The 16,919-nt window shown below is 62.2% G+C and carries 14 protein-coding genes; 3 read left to right on the forward strand and 11 right to left on the reverse strand.

Features of this window, described 5'->3' with window-relative positions:
• Nucleotides 1–24 precede the first annotated feature (24 nt).
• The 3 genes from M1L53_RS04415 to M1L53_RS04425 form a co-directional block, all read right to left on the reverse strand.
• The gene (locus M1L53_RS04415; RefSeq protein WP_054188016.1) at nt 25–2,139 is read right to left on the reverse strand and encodes a S9 family peptidase; all 2,115 of its coding nucleotides are present in this window, start codon (nt 2,137–2,139) and stop codon (nt 25–27) included.
• Complete coding sequence (locus tag M1L53_RS04420) at nt 2,136–3,029, reverse strand: phosphoribosylaminoimidazolesuccinocarboxamide synthase (protein WP_003945463.1); 894 nt, start codon at nt 3,027–3,029, stop codon at nt 2,136–2,138. The genes M1L53_RS04415 and M1L53_RS04420 overlap by 4 nt, the downstream gene beginning before the upstream one ends.
• A 155-nt stretch (nt 3,030–3,184) precedes the next feature.
• Entirely contained in the window at nt 3,185–4,219 is a 1,035-nt protein-coding gene (locus tag M1L53_RS04425; RefSeq protein ID WP_080726727.1) for an ABC transporter substrate-binding protein, read from the reverse strand.
• Between the two features lie 250 nt (nt 4,220–4,469).
• Between M1L53_RS04425 and M1L53_RS04430 the strand changes: the two genes are divergently transcribed.
• The gene (locus tag M1L53_RS04430; RefSeq protein WP_054188017.1) at nt 4,470–5,402 is read left to right on the forward strand and encodes a tyrosine-protein phosphatase; all 933 of its coding nucleotides are present in this window, start codon (nt 4,470–4,472) and stop codon (nt 5,400–5,402) included.
• Between the two features lie 96 nt (nt 5,403–5,498).
• Here the strand turns inward: M1L53_RS04430 and M1L53_RS04435 are convergent, their stop codons facing one another.
• The 3 genes from M1L53_RS04435 to fepB all read right to left on the reverse strand — a co-directional run bounded on the left by M1L53_RS04435 (nt 5,499) and on the right by fepB (nt 8,578).
• Nucleotides 5,499–6,161 carry a response regulator transcription factor gene (locus M1L53_RS04435; protein WP_054188034.1) on the reverse strand — a complete coding sequence of 221 codons (663 nt, stop codon included), beginning with the start codon at nt 6,159–6,161 and terminating at the stop codon, nt 5,499–5,501.
• A complete protein-coding gene (locus M1L53_RS04440; RefSeq protein ID WP_003945842.1) occupies nt 6,158–7,471 on the reverse strand; it encodes a sensor histidine kinase in 1,314 nt (437 codons plus the stop codon). The genes M1L53_RS04435 and M1L53_RS04440 overlap by 4 nt, the downstream gene beginning before the upstream one ends.
• A gap of 111 nt (nt 7,472–7,582) precedes the next feature.
• Nucleotides 7,583–8,578, reverse strand: coding sequence for a Fe2+-enterobactin ABC transporter substrate-binding protein (gene fepB, locus M1L53_RS04445; protein ID WP_054188018.1), 996 nt, complete (start codon nt 8,576–8,578; stop codon nt 7,583–7,585).
• A 66-nt stretch (nt 8,579–8,644) separates the two neighbouring features.
• Between fepB and fes the strand changes: the two genes are divergently transcribed.
• Complete coding sequence (gene fes, locus M1L53_RS04450) at nt 8,645–9,880, forward strand: enterochelin esterase (protein WP_054188035.1); 1,236 nt, start codon at nt 8,645–8,647, stop codon at nt 9,878–9,880.
• 13 nt (nt 9,881–9,893) lie between these two features.
• Here fes and M1L53_RS04455 read toward each other — a convergent pair whose 3' ends face one another.
• From M1L53_RS04455 to M1L53_RS04475, 5 genes are all read right to left on the reverse strand, one after another.
• Nucleotides 9,894–11,282: a DUF1254 domain-containing protein gene (locus M1L53_RS04455; RefSeq protein WP_054188036.1), complete on the reverse strand. Its 1,389-nt coding sequence runs from the start codon at nt 11,280–11,282 to the stop codon at nt 9,894–9,896.
• Between the two features lie 55 nt (nt 11,283–11,337).
• Nucleotides 11,338–11,751 carry an HIT family protein gene (locus tag M1L53_RS04460; RefSeq protein ID WP_042920316.1) on the reverse strand — a complete coding sequence of 138 codons (414 nt, stop codon included), beginning with the start codon at nt 11,749–11,751 and terminating at the stop codon, nt 11,338–11,340.
• Between the two features lie 65 nt (nt 11,752–11,816).
• Nucleotides 11,817–13,238 carry an adenylosuccinate lyase gene (gene purB / locus M1L53_RS04465; protein ID WP_003945775.1) on the reverse strand — a complete coding sequence of 474 codons (1,422 nt, stop codon included), beginning with the start codon at nt 13,236–13,238 and terminating at the stop codon, nt 11,817–11,819.
• A gap of 55 nt (nt 13,239–13,293) precedes the next feature.
• Complete coding sequence (locus M1L53_RS04470) at nt 13,294–13,899, reverse strand: TetR/AcrR family transcriptional regulator (protein WP_003945736.1); 606 nt, start codon at nt 13,897–13,899, stop codon at nt 13,294–13,296.
• A 64-nt stretch (nt 13,900–13,963) separates the two neighbouring features.
• A complete protein-coding gene (locus tag M1L53_RS04475) occupies nt 13,964–15,124 on the reverse strand; it encodes a pyridoxal phosphate-dependent aminotransferase (RefSeq protein WP_037132442.1) in 1,161 nt (386 codons plus the stop codon).
• 162 nt (nt 15,125–15,286) lie between these two features.
• On the opposite strand from M1L53_RS04475, the gene M1L53_RS04480 reads away from it, so the two are divergent.
• Nucleotides 15,287–16,897 (forward strand): ABC transporter substrate-binding protein, encoded by a 1,611-nt coding sequence (locus M1L53_RS04480; RefSeq protein ID WP_042452661.1) that lies wholly within the window; start codon nt 15,287–15,289, stop codon nt 16,895–16,897.
• Nucleotides 16,898–16,919: the final 22 nt, after the last annotated feature.

The raw sequence follows: 16,919 nt of genomic DNA on the forward strand, positions 1-16,919 counted from the left end.
CACCGAACCTGATTGACACAGAAGCTAGTTCGCGCCCACGGTGTCCAACACCCAGGCGAACTCGAACGCGACCTCTTTCCACTTCTCGTACCGACCGCTGACACCGCCGTGTCCGGCGCTCATCTCGGTCTTGAGAAGTAGCGGAGCATCACCGGTCTTGGTGGCGCGCAGTTTTGCGACCCACTTGGCCGGCTCCACGTACAGAACACGGGTGTCGTTGATGCTCGTGATCGCAAGAATGGCGGGATAGTCCTTGGCTTCCACGTTCTCGTACGGGCTGTACGAGCGCATGTAGTCGTAGACGTCCTTGTTGTGCAGCGGATCTCCCCATTCGTCCCACTCGATGACCGTCAACGGCAGCGACGGATCGAGAATCGACGTCAACGGGTCGACAAACGGAACATTGGCGAGAATGCCGGCAAACAGTTCCGGAGCAAGGTTGGCGACAGCGCCCATCAGCAATCCACCTGCACTACCGCCGTCGGCAACCATCCGGTCGGCCGACGTGACACCGGTGTCGATCAAATGCTTTGCGCAAGAGACAAAATCGGTGAAGGTGTTCTTCTTGGTGAGCGTCTTGCCGTTTTCGTACCAGTGACGGCCCATCTCGCCGCCGCCGCGCACGTGTGCGACGACGAAGACGACACCGCGATCGAGCAACGACAAGCGGGCAACCGAGAACGACGGGTCGATGCTCGCCTCGTAGGAACCGTAGCCGTACAACAGCAGCGGCGCGGGACCTTCCGGCGCACCTACGCGCCTCACGATCGAGAGCGGAATGCGGGTTCCGTCGTCGGCTACTGCCCAGTCGCGACGCTGCTCGTAGTTACTCGCATCGAAGTCTCCGAGAACGGGCTGCGACTTACGCAGTGCCAGTTCACCACTGGCGACGTAGTAGTCGTACACCTGCCCGGGAGTGATGAATGAGGTGAATCCGAGCCGGATGGTGGGCTGCGCCCATTCCGGGTTGGACCCCATGCCGATGCTGAAGAGTTCTTCGTCGAAGTCGATCTCGTGGCGTTCGCCGTAGCCGTCATCCGTCAACGGCCACACGGCAACCCGAGTGAGCGCCTCGCGGCGGTAGCTCAGGACGAGGTGTCCGGCAAAGGCTTCGGCTTCTTCCAGACGAACGTCTGCGCTGTGCTCGATCAGCGTCGTCATGTTCGTCGGATCCGACACGGGAGCTTCCACCAACACGAAGTTCTCTGCCTTGATGCCGTCGACGACGTCGTTGTGGAGGATCAGGAAGCGGTCCTCTCCCCCGATCACGGCGTGCTCGGCCCCGTACTCGACGCCCTCGCGACGCGGGATGATGACGCGGAAGTCGCCTTCCGGGTTCGCCGATTCCAGCATCCAGCCTTCGCTGGTCACCTTGGAACCGACCCAGATCATCAGGTACTTCTCGCTGCGGGTGGACCCCACCGAAACCCAGTACCGTTCGTCGGGCTCGTGGAACACCGAAACATCTTGACTCTGCGGCGTTCCCAGCTTGTGACGCCACACCGTGTCCGGACGCCAGGAGTCGTCGACCGTCATGTAGAAGACGTGACTGTGGTCGATCGCCCAGGTGGCGCCAGGCGCGGTATCGGGAATCTCGTCGGCGAGCATCTCACCGGTCTCGAGGTTCTTGAACCGCAAGGTGTACCGCTCGTCGCCGACGATGTCCACCGAGTACGCGAGCAACGTGCCGTCCTCGCTGATGGAGAACGCGCCGAGCGAAAAGAACTCGTGCCCTTCGGCTTCGACGTTGCCGTCCATGAGGATCTGCTCGCCCGCCAGCTCGACGCCGGGCGTCAGGTCGGGCGGAGTCCAGTCGTCTTCACCGGCGATGGGGCACCGGCACTGGACGGTGTACGACTTGCCTTCCACGCTGCGCGAGTAGTACCACCACTTACCCATGCGAGTGGGCACCGACATGTCGGTTTCCTGCGTCCGCGACTTGATCTCCTGGAAGATCTTCTCGCGCAATGGCTCGAGCGCGGCCGTCTGCTCGTCGGTGTACGCGTTTTCGGCTTCGAGGTATGCGACTACCTCGGCGTTGTCCTTGTCCCGCAGCCACTCGTAGTCATCGACGAACGTGTGTCCGTGATGGGTACGTTCGGTGGGGACCTTCTTTGCGACCGGCGGGATCAGGCTCATGCGCTGGGACCGACCCAATCGTCGAAGGACAGACCGGAAATGCGCTCGTACGCCTCGATGTAGCGTGCCCGGGTCGCGTCGACGATCTCCTGCGGCAACGGCGGCGGTGTCGTGTCCGAGCTACGGTCCCAGCCGGATTCGGGGCTCGTGAGCCAGTCGCGCACGAACTGCTTGTCGAAACTGGGCTGCACCTTGCCCGCTTCGTAGCCTTCGAGAGGCCAGTAGCGCGACGAGTCGGGGGTGAGCACCTCGTCGGCGAGCACGAGGTTTCCAGCGGAGTCGAGACCGAATTCGAGCTTGGTGTCGGCAAGGATGATTCCGCGATCGGCTGCGAAGTTGGAGGCGCGGGCATAGACGTCGAGAGTGTCCTCGCGAAGCTGCACTGCCAGCTTCTGGCCGACCTTCTCCACTACCTGATCGAAGCTGATGTTCTCGTCGTGATCCCCGAGAGCCGCCTTGGACGCCGGGGTGAAGATCGGGTCGGGCAGACGCGACGCCTCGACGAGGCCCTCGGGCAACGCGACGCCGCACACTGCGCCGGTGTTGTTGTAGTCGACCAGGCCGGAGCCGGTGAGGAAGCCACGAACGACGCATTCGACGGGAACCATGTCGAGGGAGCGCACCACGAGAGCGCGGCCGAGAACCTCTTCCGGGATGCGATCGTCGTCGGGCTCGCCGGCCAGGTGGTTGGTGCCACCGAGGACGTTGAAGAAGAACACGCTCATCGCGGTGAGCACGCGACCCTTGTCCGGGATCGGCGTGCTGAGCACGTGGTCGTAGGCCGAGATCCGATCACTCGCGACAAGCAGCAGATGCTCGTCGTCGATCGTGTAAAGGTCACGGACCTTGCCACCGGCCAGATGAGTGTAGGAATCAAGTGTAGGACGCACCCGGTCACCCTATCGGGCGTTCGCAGTTCGTACAGAACCCCGGTAGCCGGGACAGGTAAGCGTCCTCGCCGATCGGAGAGCTGTCCGCCCTGCTCATCCGGATATGCAGGTGGCCCCTCGCCAGCAGGCGAGAGGCCACCGTCACAGTCGATGAACTACTGGTTTGCGGGCAGCTTCGACAGGCCCTCGTCGATCGAATCCAGCGTCAGAAGAGCCGTCTGATAGGTCGCGGCCAGCGAATGCTGGACCTGGACGACGTTGCCGGCCTTCACTGCGGGCAATTCCTTCCACAGCTCGGAATTGACCAGCTCCTGCAACTGCGGAGACATCGAGCCGTCGGCGTTGAGGCCGTAGACGATCACGTCGACATTTCCGAGATTTTCGCCGATCTTCTCGATGGATACCTGTTCGACGTGGATGTCGGCGGGGTCTGCGGGGGTGCCGGGGAACTGCAGTCCGAGTCCGTCGAAGAGATTGGTCGTGTACGAGGACGCGTACTCGCGTGAGAAGGTGCCGGCTTCCGGCTTGCAGACGTTGCACACGCCGCCGAAGGTCAGCGAGCCGAGCTTGTCCTTGTACTTCGCGGCCAGTTCGGCGGTTTTGGCGTCGTAGTCGTCCTTGAACTCGCCGTAGTTGCCGGAGACATTCGCGGCATCGGCGAACTGCTCGCCCAGCACTCGCCAATCAGCAGGAACCGTCGGTCCCAGGAAGACGACGGGAGCGGCCGCCTCGAGCTGCGCCATGTCCAGCTGGCTTTCGACTCGAGCGGGAACGCCCATGATGATCAGATCGGGCTCGGCAGCGACGATTCCCTCGTAGTTGAGCTGGGAGACGTTGCCGTCGGGCGCGACCTTCGGCAGAGCTTCGTAAGCGGCCTTGGTCTTGTCGTCCATGTTGCCGAGTTCACGGGTCCACTCACATACTGCTGCCAGGTTCGCTCCCGCCTGAATCAGCGGCAGAACTGCGTATCCGCAGGCCACGATCCGTTGCGGGTCGCTCGGGATCTCGATGGATCCGTTCTGTGCCTCGAAGACACGGGTCGGCGAGCTCGCGGCTGTCGTCGACGATTCGGACGACGCCTCCTCGGAGTTGCTGCAGCCGGCGACGCCGACCGCCAGCGCAGCTGCTGCGCCGATCACCACTGCGCGGCGAAACCGCGACAGACCTTGAACCCGCATGTTGAACTCCATCTGAACGCACCGGACTGCTCCGGAATTGATTTGGTGAGGCTAACCAATATCAGGGCACTGGACCTTTACACAAACACAGGTCCCGAGGAATGAACTGCGCCTCCCGAGCCGCCCACGCTCACAGCAGCACGCCTCCCACTGAGAGGGAGCAAAGCAAGATTCCTCTCGAATCGGACACGCGAACTCGCTACCTTGCCTTCGCGATACCTCATCGACTCGCCACTCTCTCCGCTCGACGAAGGGCTCACACATGTCCCGATCCACCCGTACCTGCTCACTACGGTCTGCCGCGGCCATTGCGTTGACCAGTAGCTTTCTCATCACCGGTTTCGGCGCCTCGATCGCGCAGGCCGAACCTGGCCCCTCGGCTCCGCTGTTCGGCTCGCTGGATTTCGGATCCAGCAACCTCGGCAGTTCCGAGCAGACCCCAGATGCGCCGCGGCTGACCGGGATCGACAATTTCCGCGACGTCGCAGGCACCGGCGCCGGATACTCGGGGACTTTCGGCCTGCCCGTGAACAAGGGAGTCTTCTACCGCGCGAACGCGATCACGCCCAAGGGCGATGACATGAGCAATCTCGAAAAGCTGGGACTGACAAAGGTTTACGATCTGCGCACTGAACCCGAGATCGCCAGTAAGCCCGATGTCTTGCCCGGCGGGGTTGCGTACGAGAACATTCCGATCCTGTCCGGGAACATCGCCGAGATGATCGCGAAGATCAAGTCCCCCGAGGACTCACGATCGATGATGCAGGACATGAACCGCGCATTCGTCACCGGAGCGACGGAGCGAGCCGGGTTCGCGCAGTTGCTCACGGGTCTCGCGGAAACCGAAGGTGCACAGGTCTTCCACTGCACCGCAGGCAAAGACCGCACCGGCTGGACGTCGTTTCTGCTGCTGAGTATCGCCGGTGTCGACCGCTCGGTGATCATGAACGACTACTTGCTGACCAACGAGTACACAGCCGAAGGCATGAAGGCCACGCGCGCGGGCATCGCGGCGAGCCTGGGCGAACAGATGGCCGTCAACATGGAGCCTCTGTTGGGTGTCGAGGCAAGCTATCTCGATGCCGGTCTCGCCCAGTTGGACCAGACCTACGGGTCGGTCGATCGGTACCTGACCGAGGGCCTGGGTCTGAGCCCGGCGACTGTCATGACGCTCAAAGCCAAACTGCTGGGCTGAGTGGCACGGATGCCCCGGGTTCGACGAGGGATCGGACCCGGGGCACGTGTACTTCTCTGCCCGTGCCGCGGCGGATGCGCCGCAGCGTCCCGTGCATCAGCGCGATACGGCGATCACGTTGTTTCGGTACGCCCAGATGACGATCTGCACACGGGTACGCACCTGCAGCTTCTTGCAGATGTTGCTGATGTGCGACTTCACCGTGCTCTGTTCGAGGCTGAGGGAATCTGCGATGTCGTTGTTTCCCAAGCCTTGTGACAGCAACTGCACCACATCCATCTCACGCGCACTGAGACCGTGATCCGATCCGGAGCGCGCCGTGGACATCGGTGCCGGCTTGCGCCTCGCGAACTCCACGATCAGTCTCGACGTCAATCTCGGCGAGAGCACCGAACCACCTTCGGCCACGGTCAACACTGCCGACGAGAGCTCTTCGGGATCGGCGTCTTTGAGCAAGAACCCTGCGGCACCGCTGTCGAGCGCCTCGAAAACGTACTCGTCGAGATCGAACGTGGTGATCACGATGACGCGGGTCCCGGGAAACTCGGCAAGGACCTCCCGGGTCGCAGTCAACCCGTCGCCGTGCGGCATTCGGATATCCATCAGCACGACGTCCGGACGCAGTGCACGCACCTGCTCGTACGCCTCGACTCCCGTCTTGGCATGCCCGACGACGTGAATCTCGGGGTGACCGGAGAGAAACAGCTCGAACCCCTGCCGTACCACCTGCTGGTCGTCTGCAATAAGGACATCGATCATGCGTTGATCCTCCCGTTCACCGGCACCAGTGCCTGCACAGCCCACTCACCTTCCGAATTCGGTCCGGCGTCCAGTTGACCACCCATGAGCGTCGCGCGTTCGCGCATTCCCACAATTCCGAGGTTTTGCCCGTCGGAGGCCGGGCGAGCATTCCCGAGAGTATTGACCACCCGTACCCTCACCGCACCGGCTTCTCGACTCAGACACACCTTGGACTCGCTACCCGGCGCATGGCGAAGGACGTTCGACAACGCCTCCTGCACGATGCGGTAACACGTCAACTGGACTCCGCTGTCCAGGTCGTCGAAGCGGCCGACCTTCTCCAACGAGATCGACGAGATGGTGCGCTTGCAGTCGTCCACCAACTCGTCGATGTCGGAGACCATGGGCGTCGGGAAATCGGGGTCTTCCTCACCCAGGCGAAGTATCCCCACGATCTGCCGCAAGCTGTTGAGGGCCCGCTGACCCTGCTCGATGACGCCCCCCAGAAGGGCTTGTGCTTGTTCGGGATTGCTCGAGAAGAACTTGTCGGCGGCACGAGCCTGGATGATCATGCCGGTCATGTGGTGGGCAGCGACATCGTGCAGTTCACGTGCCATGTCCTGCCGTTCGGCAACAACGGCATTCGCAATCTTGCGTTCGCGGTCCCGGTGCAGATCCGCTACTGCCTGACTGTTCTCCACTGCTTGTTTTCGCAGGCGCGCGACGATCTTTCCCATGGCTGCGACGACCAGAAAACTCGTGACGGTGTTTGCCGCCGGTTCGAGGAACAAGTGAGGCAACTCCCCCACCTGAACCTCGGCGACCGTCAGCCCGTCCCGTTCGGTGAGATACATCGCCAAGATCACGTCCATCGCCATTCCGAGGACCAGCAGTCCGACCAGGCGCATGCCTGTCACTCGGATGGACACTGCCATGATCGCGAACCAGAAAAGCGGCGTGGCCCCCAGCGATCGACTGCCGAGGAAGAGCATCAATCCGCCGGATCCTGCCAACGTCAGGAGGTAGTACGCGATCGGGTACCGCCGGCGCGCACACGCCACAACGGTCAACACCGTCAGGAAACCCATGATGCCGACGACGGTTCCCGGATCGCTCAGCACTCGATTGCTCGTCTCGGGTTCAGTCTTGAGACTGGCGAGACCGAACACCCACGGCACACTCAGCAGGCCGACGATCACGGCCGCCGTGGCCGGGTTGTTCAGGTTGAAACGTCCCCACCCTCGCGATGCCAGGGCTTGCCCCGGGGCATTCTGACCAGCCGAGTCGAACATCCACTCCCCATTCCGCATCCGATGATTGACGTTCATGGTGGCATGCGCGCACCACTTGGTCCCACATTCGGCGAACGTGAAGGGAATGTTCGATTCCCGGCTCCAACCAAAGCACTAGTTGAAGGTGAAAGGCCTAGTACTTATGGCTCAGCTGAACTGCTCGACCAACCGGTTCACCATGTTGGTTGCGCTGTAGTAGTCGAGACGGAAGGTGTCCAGACCCACGGCATAGACGTGGTGATCACGAATTGCCGGATGCTGGGCCAACAGTGGAAGTGCCTCGACCGCCTTCACCGCACCGTCGTCGGCGCTGACCAGGATCAGGGTGTTGCCCGAGATACCGTCGTAGAGGTTCTCCGCCGAGACCTGAATGATGTCCTTGCGCTTACCCATGGATTCACTGCTCTTCGCGGACTCGGGAATGTCGGCGACCGTGAAACCCATCGCCGTGAGCAACTTCGCCTGCCCCGACTCGTGCGTCCAGATGTTGGCACCGCTGCCGTCCTCGTAGTAGACCAGCGCAGTGGTCGGCTGTGGGGGAAGTGTGATCTTGGCCTTCGCGGCCTCTACTGCGCTGTCGAACTTCGCGACCGTGGCCGCCGCGTTGTCTTCGAGACCTGTCGCCTTACCCAGCACAGCGGCGACTTCCTGCCAACTACTTCCGCCGTAGTCCACCACGATTGTCGGCGCGATGGCCGTGAACTGTTCGTACAGATCGACGACGGAGTCACCTCCAGTTGCCGAGACGACGATCAGGTCCGGGTTCTGCGCCAGAACGGATTCCGCGTTCGCACCGCCCATCGGCAACACTGCAAGTCCGCGTTCTTCTGCTATGTCGCCCCACTGTGTGAACAACCCCTGCGCATCCGAGACGTCGGTGTTCGGTCCCGTCGATGCGGTAGCCACCACCGGAGCGTCGATCGACAACAGCGTGCCCGTCAGCGTCACACTGGTCGAGACGATCCTCTCCGGCTTCGACGTGATCTCCACCGGCCCCTTCGGCGTTTCCACGGTACGCGGCCAATTACCCTGCGATGCAGCTGAGTCAGCATCGGAATCGGCATCCGCAGAACTACAACCGACGAGGGCGAACCCTGCTACCAAGACTGCGGAGAGCACCTTCAGGGTGCGTGATTTTTTCATTGTGACGCCCACTGGCGGACCACTCCTCGAATTCAAAAGCCCATCAAATTAGGTTAGGCTGTGCTCATGCTAACTCAGGCGGTGACCGAATTGTCCGCTACCCTCGCAGCCTCGCCCGACATCGAGACGTCCTGGAATCGGATAGTGCAACAAGGAACGCCGATCATCGAAAGCATTGATACACAGACTGTTCGAGTTACGTTCCTCTGGCGTCAGCCCGAGGAGACCGAGGTCGAGCGCGTTTACCTGGATGCAAATTCGCTGACCGACCATCACGCAGAACAACTCAGCGTGATGCAGCGACTCGGCGACAGTCCGGTGTGGTTCTACACCGCCGAAGTCTCGAACACCTGGCGTAGTAGTTACAGCATCATCCCGGTACCGAAGTCCGTAGTCGACGAGTTCGACTATCCGGGAGCAGGCAAGGAAGACTCGACCCGCCGCACCCGCTGGTTGGGGTTGCTCGAGCACCGAATTGCCGACCCACTCAATCCGCTTTCCGCAGGTGTGGACACAAGGCGTTCCGTCGCCGAGATGCCCTTGGCGCCGGTCCAGTTCGGTTGGGATGCTCCAGTTTTCAGGAAGTCGGTACAGCTCACCTGGGCTAGTTCGACTTTGGACGTCGAGCGGCCGGTGTGGATCTACGAGACCGTGGACGACGGATTGACACCGCTCGAAGAACGGCCGCTCGTGATACTTCTCGACGGGCGCCACTGGGCCGAGGTCATGCCGGCAGGCGCCGCCTTCGATCGTGCGGTCCAGACCGGCAAACTGAAATCCTGCGTTCTGCTTGCCATCGATTCCGTTGACAATCAACGCCGTTCGCAGGAATTGCCGTGCAACCGCGACTACTGGAGTGCAGTCGTCGACGAACTGCTTCCGCAGGTGCGCGCCGTCACACCTTTCTCGTCTGATCGAACGCGAACGGTGGTCTCGGGGCAGAGCTTCGGCGGCCTGGCTTCGATGTTCGCAGCACTCGAATTCCCCGAACACTTCGCGCTGGTCGCCAGCGGGTCCGGTTCGTTCTGGTGGCCAACCGGCTTGAAGCGCGGGGAAGACGGCCCGCCGGGTGGAGACATAGCCGCACGGATCGAGCGCGACGGCGTACCGGACGGTTTACGCGTTGTCCTCGAAGTAGGTAAGCACGAGTCCGACATGGTCGGGCACAGCGCAGCGGTCGCACAGGCGCTGGAGGCCGCAGGAGCGCAAGTGTCGTGTCGGATCTTCGACGGCGGCCACGACTGGTTGTGCTGGCGCAGTGTCCTTCTGGACTCCGTTGTCGAACTGATCGGCAGTCCGTGAGACAGACCACGCTCTAGGCCGGCTCGATGTCACCAAGCTTCCAAGTCCGATCGAAATACGGTTCGAGCGGTCCGTAGAAGCGGAAGTACGAGAACCAGTGCTGACCCGCAATGGTCTGAACCCAATTGGGTTCCTTCCCTACCGGAGTTGTAGGTCCGTAGTAGAGATCCACCGAACCGTCCTCGTTGACAACAAGATCGGGATCTCGCGAGCCACGGTCGCCTCGGCCCTGCTGGTTGTCGACAAGGCAGCGTGTGTCGACCGAGTAGACCGTCGCGGACCAGAACAACTTTGCCGGGACATCGGCGGGTACGTGGAGTGTGTAACTCTTTCCTCCGTCCAACCAGTGCCCCTCGGCGTCGGCGTAGCTACCCAGATATGCCTGCCCGAGTCCGGGCGTCGTACTCTTCATCGCCTCGGAGAAGGTGACCGCCTCGTAGAACCACGACGCGCGTTCGTAGAACTCGTCGTAGTTGTCCCCTCGCTGAGCTGAGTTGTCCAGGACAATCGCCAAGTCCCACTGGCGATCCGGCCAGTAGCGCGAACCGGGGAAGCGTTTGACGAACGCATTCGCCTGGGCGAACACCTCCCCCACTTCGACGGCCCGTCGCAAGATCTTTCTCACTCGATCATCCGGGGCGAAGGGCTTGCCCTTCTCAATCCCCAGCTGCCGAAGCCACGCCATCGGGAAGCGGTCGCGCTCTTCGACAGGTTCGTCCTGCACGATGTCGTGCAGGAGTTCCCAGTATCGAAGGTCTCGCGGCTGAATTCCGCTCCAGGGCTTGCCGTCCGGTGAGACCAGACGCGTCGGAGTCGGATTCTCACGATCGGAGTACGGGTACACCCGGACGGCGTCGACCAACGCGTCCGAGCGCGCCGGGTCGGGATCGAGCGTGCGGAAGCCGAACATGATGTGCATCATCGGGGAGTGGACAACGGTGTAATCACCTGTGTCCTCGACACTCTGACCTGGGCCGACTACCAGGGTCTTGCCACCCTTGCCTGCATCGGGGCCCATCTCACCGAGCACCGCGAATTCTCGTTGCCAGAAATCTGCGATGCCCCCGGCGGTCGGCCCTGGCGGCAATTCGATCACCAACGGCCCCGTTGCACCGAGATCGAAAAAGTTCAAGATGTACGGAGTCGTCGCGTTGGCGGTGATCAGGCCTAGTCGGTCACGATATGAGCGGTAGACGACGATATCGGAGGCAGTTGCTCCGAAGATGTTGGTATGCACGTCCATCCACTGAGCCCAGGACACGATGTGTATGGCCCACAAGTACGCCTGCACTGCTGTTTGGAAGTCGAGCTCGTCGAAGACCGTTGCGATGGTTTCGCGAGCGGGAAGCTCTCCGTCCCTCGGGACAAGTCCGGAGGAATACGTCAGTTCGATGTCGGCCATACCCAGATGGTGCTGGGAGAAACCTCGGCGCGAATCACCCACACCGGGTGAACCTCTAGTTCAGTGCGCCTCGAATGACGGCAGCCGTGCTGTCGAGGATTGTCCGATTGGGCGTGCGAGGTAGGGCGCGCAGGCCGAAGCCGTCGCCGCGATTTCGCGGAATGACATGCAGATGAACATGGAAGACTTCCTGCCCCGCAACAGCTCCGTCGGAGAGGTGCAGATTCACTCCGTCGACGGGGAGAGATCCGGTACGCATCGCCGCGGCGATCTTCTGCGCGACGGCGAAGATCCTGGCACCGTCGTCGGGATCGAGCGTGGACAATCCACTGGCGTGGCGCTTCGGCACGACCAGGAGATGGCCGGATGTGAACGGCCGAATATCCATGAAGGCAAGGACATTCGCGTCGTCGTAGACGACGCTGGCCTCGGCCTCACCGGCGATGATGGAACAGAAGATGCAGTCCATGGTCTCCGACCCTGTGCGCCTTTTCGGTAGTGGTGACCACCGAAAAGGCGCACGGGGCGTAGCCCTTACAGAATCGGCGACGGCGCGTACGCCGCAGCTTCGGGGTTGGCGTCGACAAGTTTCTGCACCTCGGCGACAACGGCATCGACCTGAGCCGAAGCAGCACCGACAAAAGCAGCCTTGTCGGCCAGGGCCTCGTCGAGTGCAACGCGGTCGAGCGGCAAACGGTCGTCGGCGGCAAGGCGATCGAGCAGGTCGGGCTCCTTGCCCTCTTCACGCATCGCCAGCGCAACTGCGACGGCATTCTCCTTGATCGCCTCGTGTGCGGTCTCGCGTCCGACGCCGGCGCGGACGGCGGCCATGAGCACGCGCGTCGTGGCGAGGAACGGCAGATACCTGGTCAGTTCCTTCTCGATGACGGCCGGGTACGCGCCCATCTCGATCAGCACGGTCAGGAAGGTCTCGAACATGCCGTCGATCGCAAAGAACGCGTCTGGGAGCGCGACGCGGCGCACGACGGAGCAGAAGACGTCGCCCTCGTTCCACTGTGCACCCGCAAGCTCGGCTGCCATGGAGCCGTATCCGCGCAGGATCACCTGAAGTCCGTTGACTCGCTCGCACGAGCGGGTGTTCATCTTGTGCGGCATCGCCGAGCTGCCGACCTGGCCGGGCTGGAAGCCTTCGGTGACCAACTCGTGGCCGGCCATCAGGCGGATCGTGTGTGCAAACGACGACGGGCCCGCGCCGACCTGGACGAGCGCGGAGATGACGTCGTGGTCGAGGGAACGCGGGTACACCTGGCCGACGCTGGTCAACACGTGAGCGAATCCGAGGTGCTCCGCAACCTTCGCTTCGAGCTGCTCGAGCTTGGCCGCATCGCCGTCGAGGAGGTCGAGCATGTCCTGAGCGGTCCCCATCGGGCCCTTGATCCCGCGCAGCGGGTACCGGTCGATCAGCTGGCGCAGACGCGTCAGTGCAACCAGCAGCTCGTCGGCGGCCGAAGCGAAACGCTTGCCCAAGGTGGTGGCCTGAGCTGCGACGTTGTGCGAGCGGCCGGCCATAACGATGGACGAGTACTCGGCAGCGCGCTCACCCAGACGGGCGGCGACGGCGATGCCGTGGTTGTAGACGTGTTCGAGAGAACGCACGATCTGCAGCTGCTCGACGTTCTCGGTGAGGTCGCGGCTGGTCATGCCCTTGTGGACCTGCTCGTGCCCGGCAAGTGCGTTGAATTCCTCGATGCGTGCCTTCACGTCGTGGCGGGTGACCCGCTCGCGGTCCGCGATGGACTCGAGGTCGACGTTGTCGATGACACGCTCGTAGTCGTCGATGGCGTCGGCCGGAATGTCGATGCCCAGCTCTGCCTGCGCACGCAACACCGCCACCCACAATTGACGCTCGAGCACGATCTTGTACTCGGGAGACCACAGAGCAACGAGCTCCGGGCTGGCGTAGCGGTTGGCAAGGACATTCGGGATGCGGCTCACGAGGCCTCAGTCTAACGGGGGCCGAGCAGTGCCGTTACCCCCGATAGAGACCGAGCTAGACCGGCGGCGCCATCACGTCGATCGATTCCAAGAGCATTCCCCTGGCCAACCCCCGTGGGTCCGGGTCGTACTCCCCCAGAGCCGTGATCATCGCACCGTCGACCATCGCGACAAGACGGCGCAATTGCCCCTCGGGAGCCGACCGGCCCGAGCGTCGAAGCGCATCGGTCAACAGGTCGTCGAGCTGGGCTCGTAGGCGCAACTGCACGTCACGAAGTGCGGGATGACGGGCACACGCGACGAATCGTTCGTAGCGCGAGATCAAACGCTCGCGGCTCTCCGGCCGCTTCTCTTCGTCTCCGAGCAGCAGCTCGACCAACAGTTCGACGGTTGATTCCGCGCCCCGCCGACGTTGGGTCACCGCAGCCACTCTGGCGCGCATCGCTTCCATGTCGGCGTTGCCGTTGAGCTCGACGGCACACGCGATCAGATCGTCGAGTGAGTCGAAGTAATAGGTCGTCGAAGCCAGTGGAAGGTCAGCTCTGGTTGCCACCGCTCGGTGACGAACGGCGTCGAACCCGCCCTCCAGCAAAAGTTCAGCAGCGGACGCCACCAGAGCTTGGCGACGTCGTTCGCCCTTGGGCGTAGCTGCAGAAGACACCACGACATCGTGCCAGCAGAGGGCACCTCCGCATGGCGAAACAGCTCGAAGACCCTGCTGTTTGTTACCCGAGCCACTTCTCGAGGCGGGCCAGTGCCTCCTGGATGTCGGCTGTCGCACCTGCGAACGAGAGTCTGACCATCCGGTTTCCGTGGACGGTGTCGAAATCGATTCCAGGTGCCAGCGCGACCCCGGTATCTGTCAGCAACCGGGCACACCACGCGGTGGCGCCCTCGTCGCCACACAGATGGCCGATGTCCGCGTAGACGTAGAACGCACCGTCGGCGGGAGCCAACTCGGTGATGCCCAGTTTCGGCAACCCGGTCAACAACAGTTCACGATTGACGGCGTACCGCTGAACGTGCCCGTCCAACTCGACCTTCGCCTCGTCCGAGAACGCCTCGACGGCGGCGTACTGAGAGATCGCGGGCGGACACACGGTCATGTTCGACGCGAGTCTCTGCAGCGGGCGCCGAAGATAGGTCGGCACCAACATCCACCCGAGTCGCCAACCCGTCATCGAGAAGTACTTGGACACCGAGCCGATCACGACGGATTCGCGTGAGGTCTCCCAGGCGCTCGACGTGTGCTGATCGCCGTATCCGATGCCGTGGTAGATCTCGTCCGAGATCAGAAGAGTTCCGTGCTGCTCGCACCACGTCGCCAATGCAGCGAGCTCCTCGGGCGAGATCACCGTGCCCGTGGGATTTGCCGGGCTCGCGACGATCAGACCGGCAGGCGGCGACGGCAAAGCCTCGAGCATTTCCACTGTCGGCTGGTATCGAGTTGCCGGCCCGCAGTCGAGTTCGACGACGTTGCAGCCGAGAGCGGCAAGGGTATTGCGGTACGCGGGATATCCGGGTCGAGCAACCACCACGGTGTCGCCCTCGTCGAACGCGGCCAGGAAGAGCAAGGTGAACGCCCCGGACGAACCGGTCGTCACCACCACGTCTTCGGCGTCGACGGCGATTCCCGATCGCTCGCTGTGGTAGCGCGCAATAGCCTCGCGTAGCTGCAGGATCCCGAAAGTCTCGGTATACCCGAGTAGTTCGGTGCCCAGAATCTCTCGCGTCGCACGTAGCACCGGTGCCGGCGCGGGCGTCGACGGTTGACCTGCCGCCAAGGTCAGGACGTCACCATGTGTCCGCTGACGTTCGGTCGCGGCCTTCCATACATCCATGACATGGAACGTCTGGATATCTGATCGACGAGATTCTGAGCGCACACTCCGACGGTAGTCGAACCGTGGTGCGGCAAGAAACGACGGCCACCCATTGTGACGATCCGACAGATTCAGGCGCTCAGCATGAGTCGATTCAACGAGACCTGGGCCACGTCCCTCGCGCAACATTGATCAACGACTTCCTTCGATCAAAAGGTGCATCAGATGAAAGCTCGCTCAGTGCCCACTGCGGCTCTGGTCACGATCGGCGTTCTCACGGTTGCCTCGTGCGGAAGCACCTCTGATCCTGGCGGCAATTCTTCCGGCGACTACGCGAAGGACGGCAGTTTCACCACGATCGTGAACACCGATCCCGGCAACCTTCATCCCCTGATCACCAATCTGACTGCCACGCAGGCGATCAACAGCTATACGAACGACTCGTTGTTGGCCATCGACCCCAAAACCCGCGCAGCGGGCTCGTATCTGGCCGAAAAATGGAGCGAGAACGGAACTTCGCTGAACTTCACCCTCAAAAAGGGGATCACGTGTGAAGACGGCACGACCTTCACTGCCCAGACAGCGGCAAACAACATCAACTGGGTCGTCGACACGACCAACGGCTCGCCGTGGTTGGGAGCATCCGTACCCGAAACTGCGGTAGCAACCGCTGATGGTGACGAGCTCACGATCAAGACAACGGAACCCGCGCCCTTCCTCCTCGAGCGCATCGGCGCTCTCAAGATGGCGTGCCAGGCAGCCCTCGACGACCCTGCCAGTGTTCGAGGCAGCAGCAACGGAACCGGACTGTTCAAGATCACCGAAGTAGTGGCCAACGATCACGTCACGCTCGAACGCCGCGACGGATACAACTGGGGGCCGAACGGCGAAACCACGTCGGACACGCTCGGAGTGCCCAAGACGGTCACGATCAAGGTCGTGACCGACGCCGCGACGACGGCGAATCTCGTCCTCACCGGAACGGTCAACGCGGCCCCGGTTGCCGGCGCGGATATCGAACGTGTGGAAGCTTCAGGCCTCGAGTCGATGACGTCCAACACCCTGAGCGGACAGTTCATCTTCAACCACAATGCGGCTCTCCCCACCAAGGACGAAGCCGTACGCACCGCACTCGTGCAAGCGATCGATCTCGACGATTACACGGACATCAACACCGGTGGCAAAGGCTCACGAGCTACGGCACTGGCAGTAGTCGATCCGCGGGCGTGTGACTTCGACAGCGTCACCGGTGTAGTTCCGAAGTTCGACATGGCCGCTGCGAAAAAGACTCTTGCGGACGCCGGTTGGAAACCCGGATCCGACGGTGTCCTGACCAAGGACGGTCAAGCGCTGCAATTGACGGTCATCTTTGCCAACTACCGCGACACCACCTCTGCAGCAGCAGAATACGCGATGAAGCAGTGGCAGGAGCTCGGCGCGAAGGTGGAGCTTCGTGGTGGTGACAACAACTTCATCATTTCCAACACATTCGCAGCGAAAGACCTTACGTCATGGTCGATCTCGATCGGACTGACCGTCCAGAGCGATACCCCCAGCATCTTCGTTCCGTACTTCGCCGGCCCCACCCCACCGTCGGGTGTCAACTTCGCATCGATCGACAATCAAAAGTACGCCGAACTGGCGGCGAAGGCCTCGGTTCTGCCCGGGCAGGAATCCTGCTCGGTGTGGAAGGAAGCGGAACAAGCACTGTTCACCTCGTCCGACGTCATTCCGGTGTCCACGTCGCCGAACTTCATGTTCTTCAACGGCGCAACGGCCCTGTATGCACCAGTTGGCGGCACCCTGGCCGGCCCTGGCATTCGCGTTCTGAAATAAGCCGGAAGACAAAGCTTTACGT

Source organism: Rhodococcus sp. T9N, assembly GCF_024436645.1.
Taxonomy (GTDB): domain Bacteria; phylum Actinomycetota; class Actinomycetes; order Mycobacteriales; family Mycobacteriaceae; genus Rhodococcus_F; species Rhodococcus_F qingshengii.

Bases quoted from the DNA above. Each gene is read 5' to 3' on its own strand.
- M1L53_RS04415 (WP_054188016.1), bottom strand. From the start codon at position 2,139: ATGAGCCTGATCCCGCCGGTCGCAAAGAAGGTCCCCACCGAACGTACC.
- M1L53_RS04425 (WP_080726727.1), bottom strand. From the start codon at position 4,219: ATGGAGTTCAACATGCGGGTTCAAGGTCTGTCGCGGTTTCGCCGCGCA.
- M1L53_RS04430 (WP_054188017.1), top strand. From the start codon at position 4,470: ATGTCCCGATCCACCCGTACCTGCTCACTACGGTCTGCCGCGGCCATT.
- M1L53_RS04435 (WP_054188034.1), bottom strand. From the start codon at position 6,161: ATGATCGATGTCCTTATTGCAGACGACCAGCAGGTGGTACGGCAGGGG.
- M1L53_RS04440 (WP_003945842.1), bottom strand. From the start codon at position 7,471: ATGAACGTCAATCATCGGATGCGGAATGGGGAGTGGATGTTCGACTCG.
- fepB (WP_054188018.1), bottom strand. From the start codon at position 8,578: ATGAAAAAATCACGCACCCTGAAGGTGCTCTCCGCAGTCTTGGTAGCA.
- fes (WP_054188035.1), top strand. From the start codon at position 8,645: ATGCTAACTCAGGCGGTGACCGAATTGTCCGCTACCCTCGCAGCCTCG.
- M1L53_RS04455 (WP_054188036.1), bottom strand. From the start codon at position 11,282: ATGGCCGACATCGAACTGACGTATTCCTCCGGACTTGTCCCGAGGGAC.
- M1L53_RS04460 (WP_042920316.1), bottom strand. From the start codon at position 11,751: ATGGACTGCATCTTCTGTTCCATCATCGCCGGTGAGGCCGAGGCCAGC.
- M1L53_RS04480 (WP_042452661.1), top strand. From the start codon at position 15,287: ATGAAAGCTCGCTCAGTGCCCACTGCGGCTCTGGTCACGATCGGCGTT.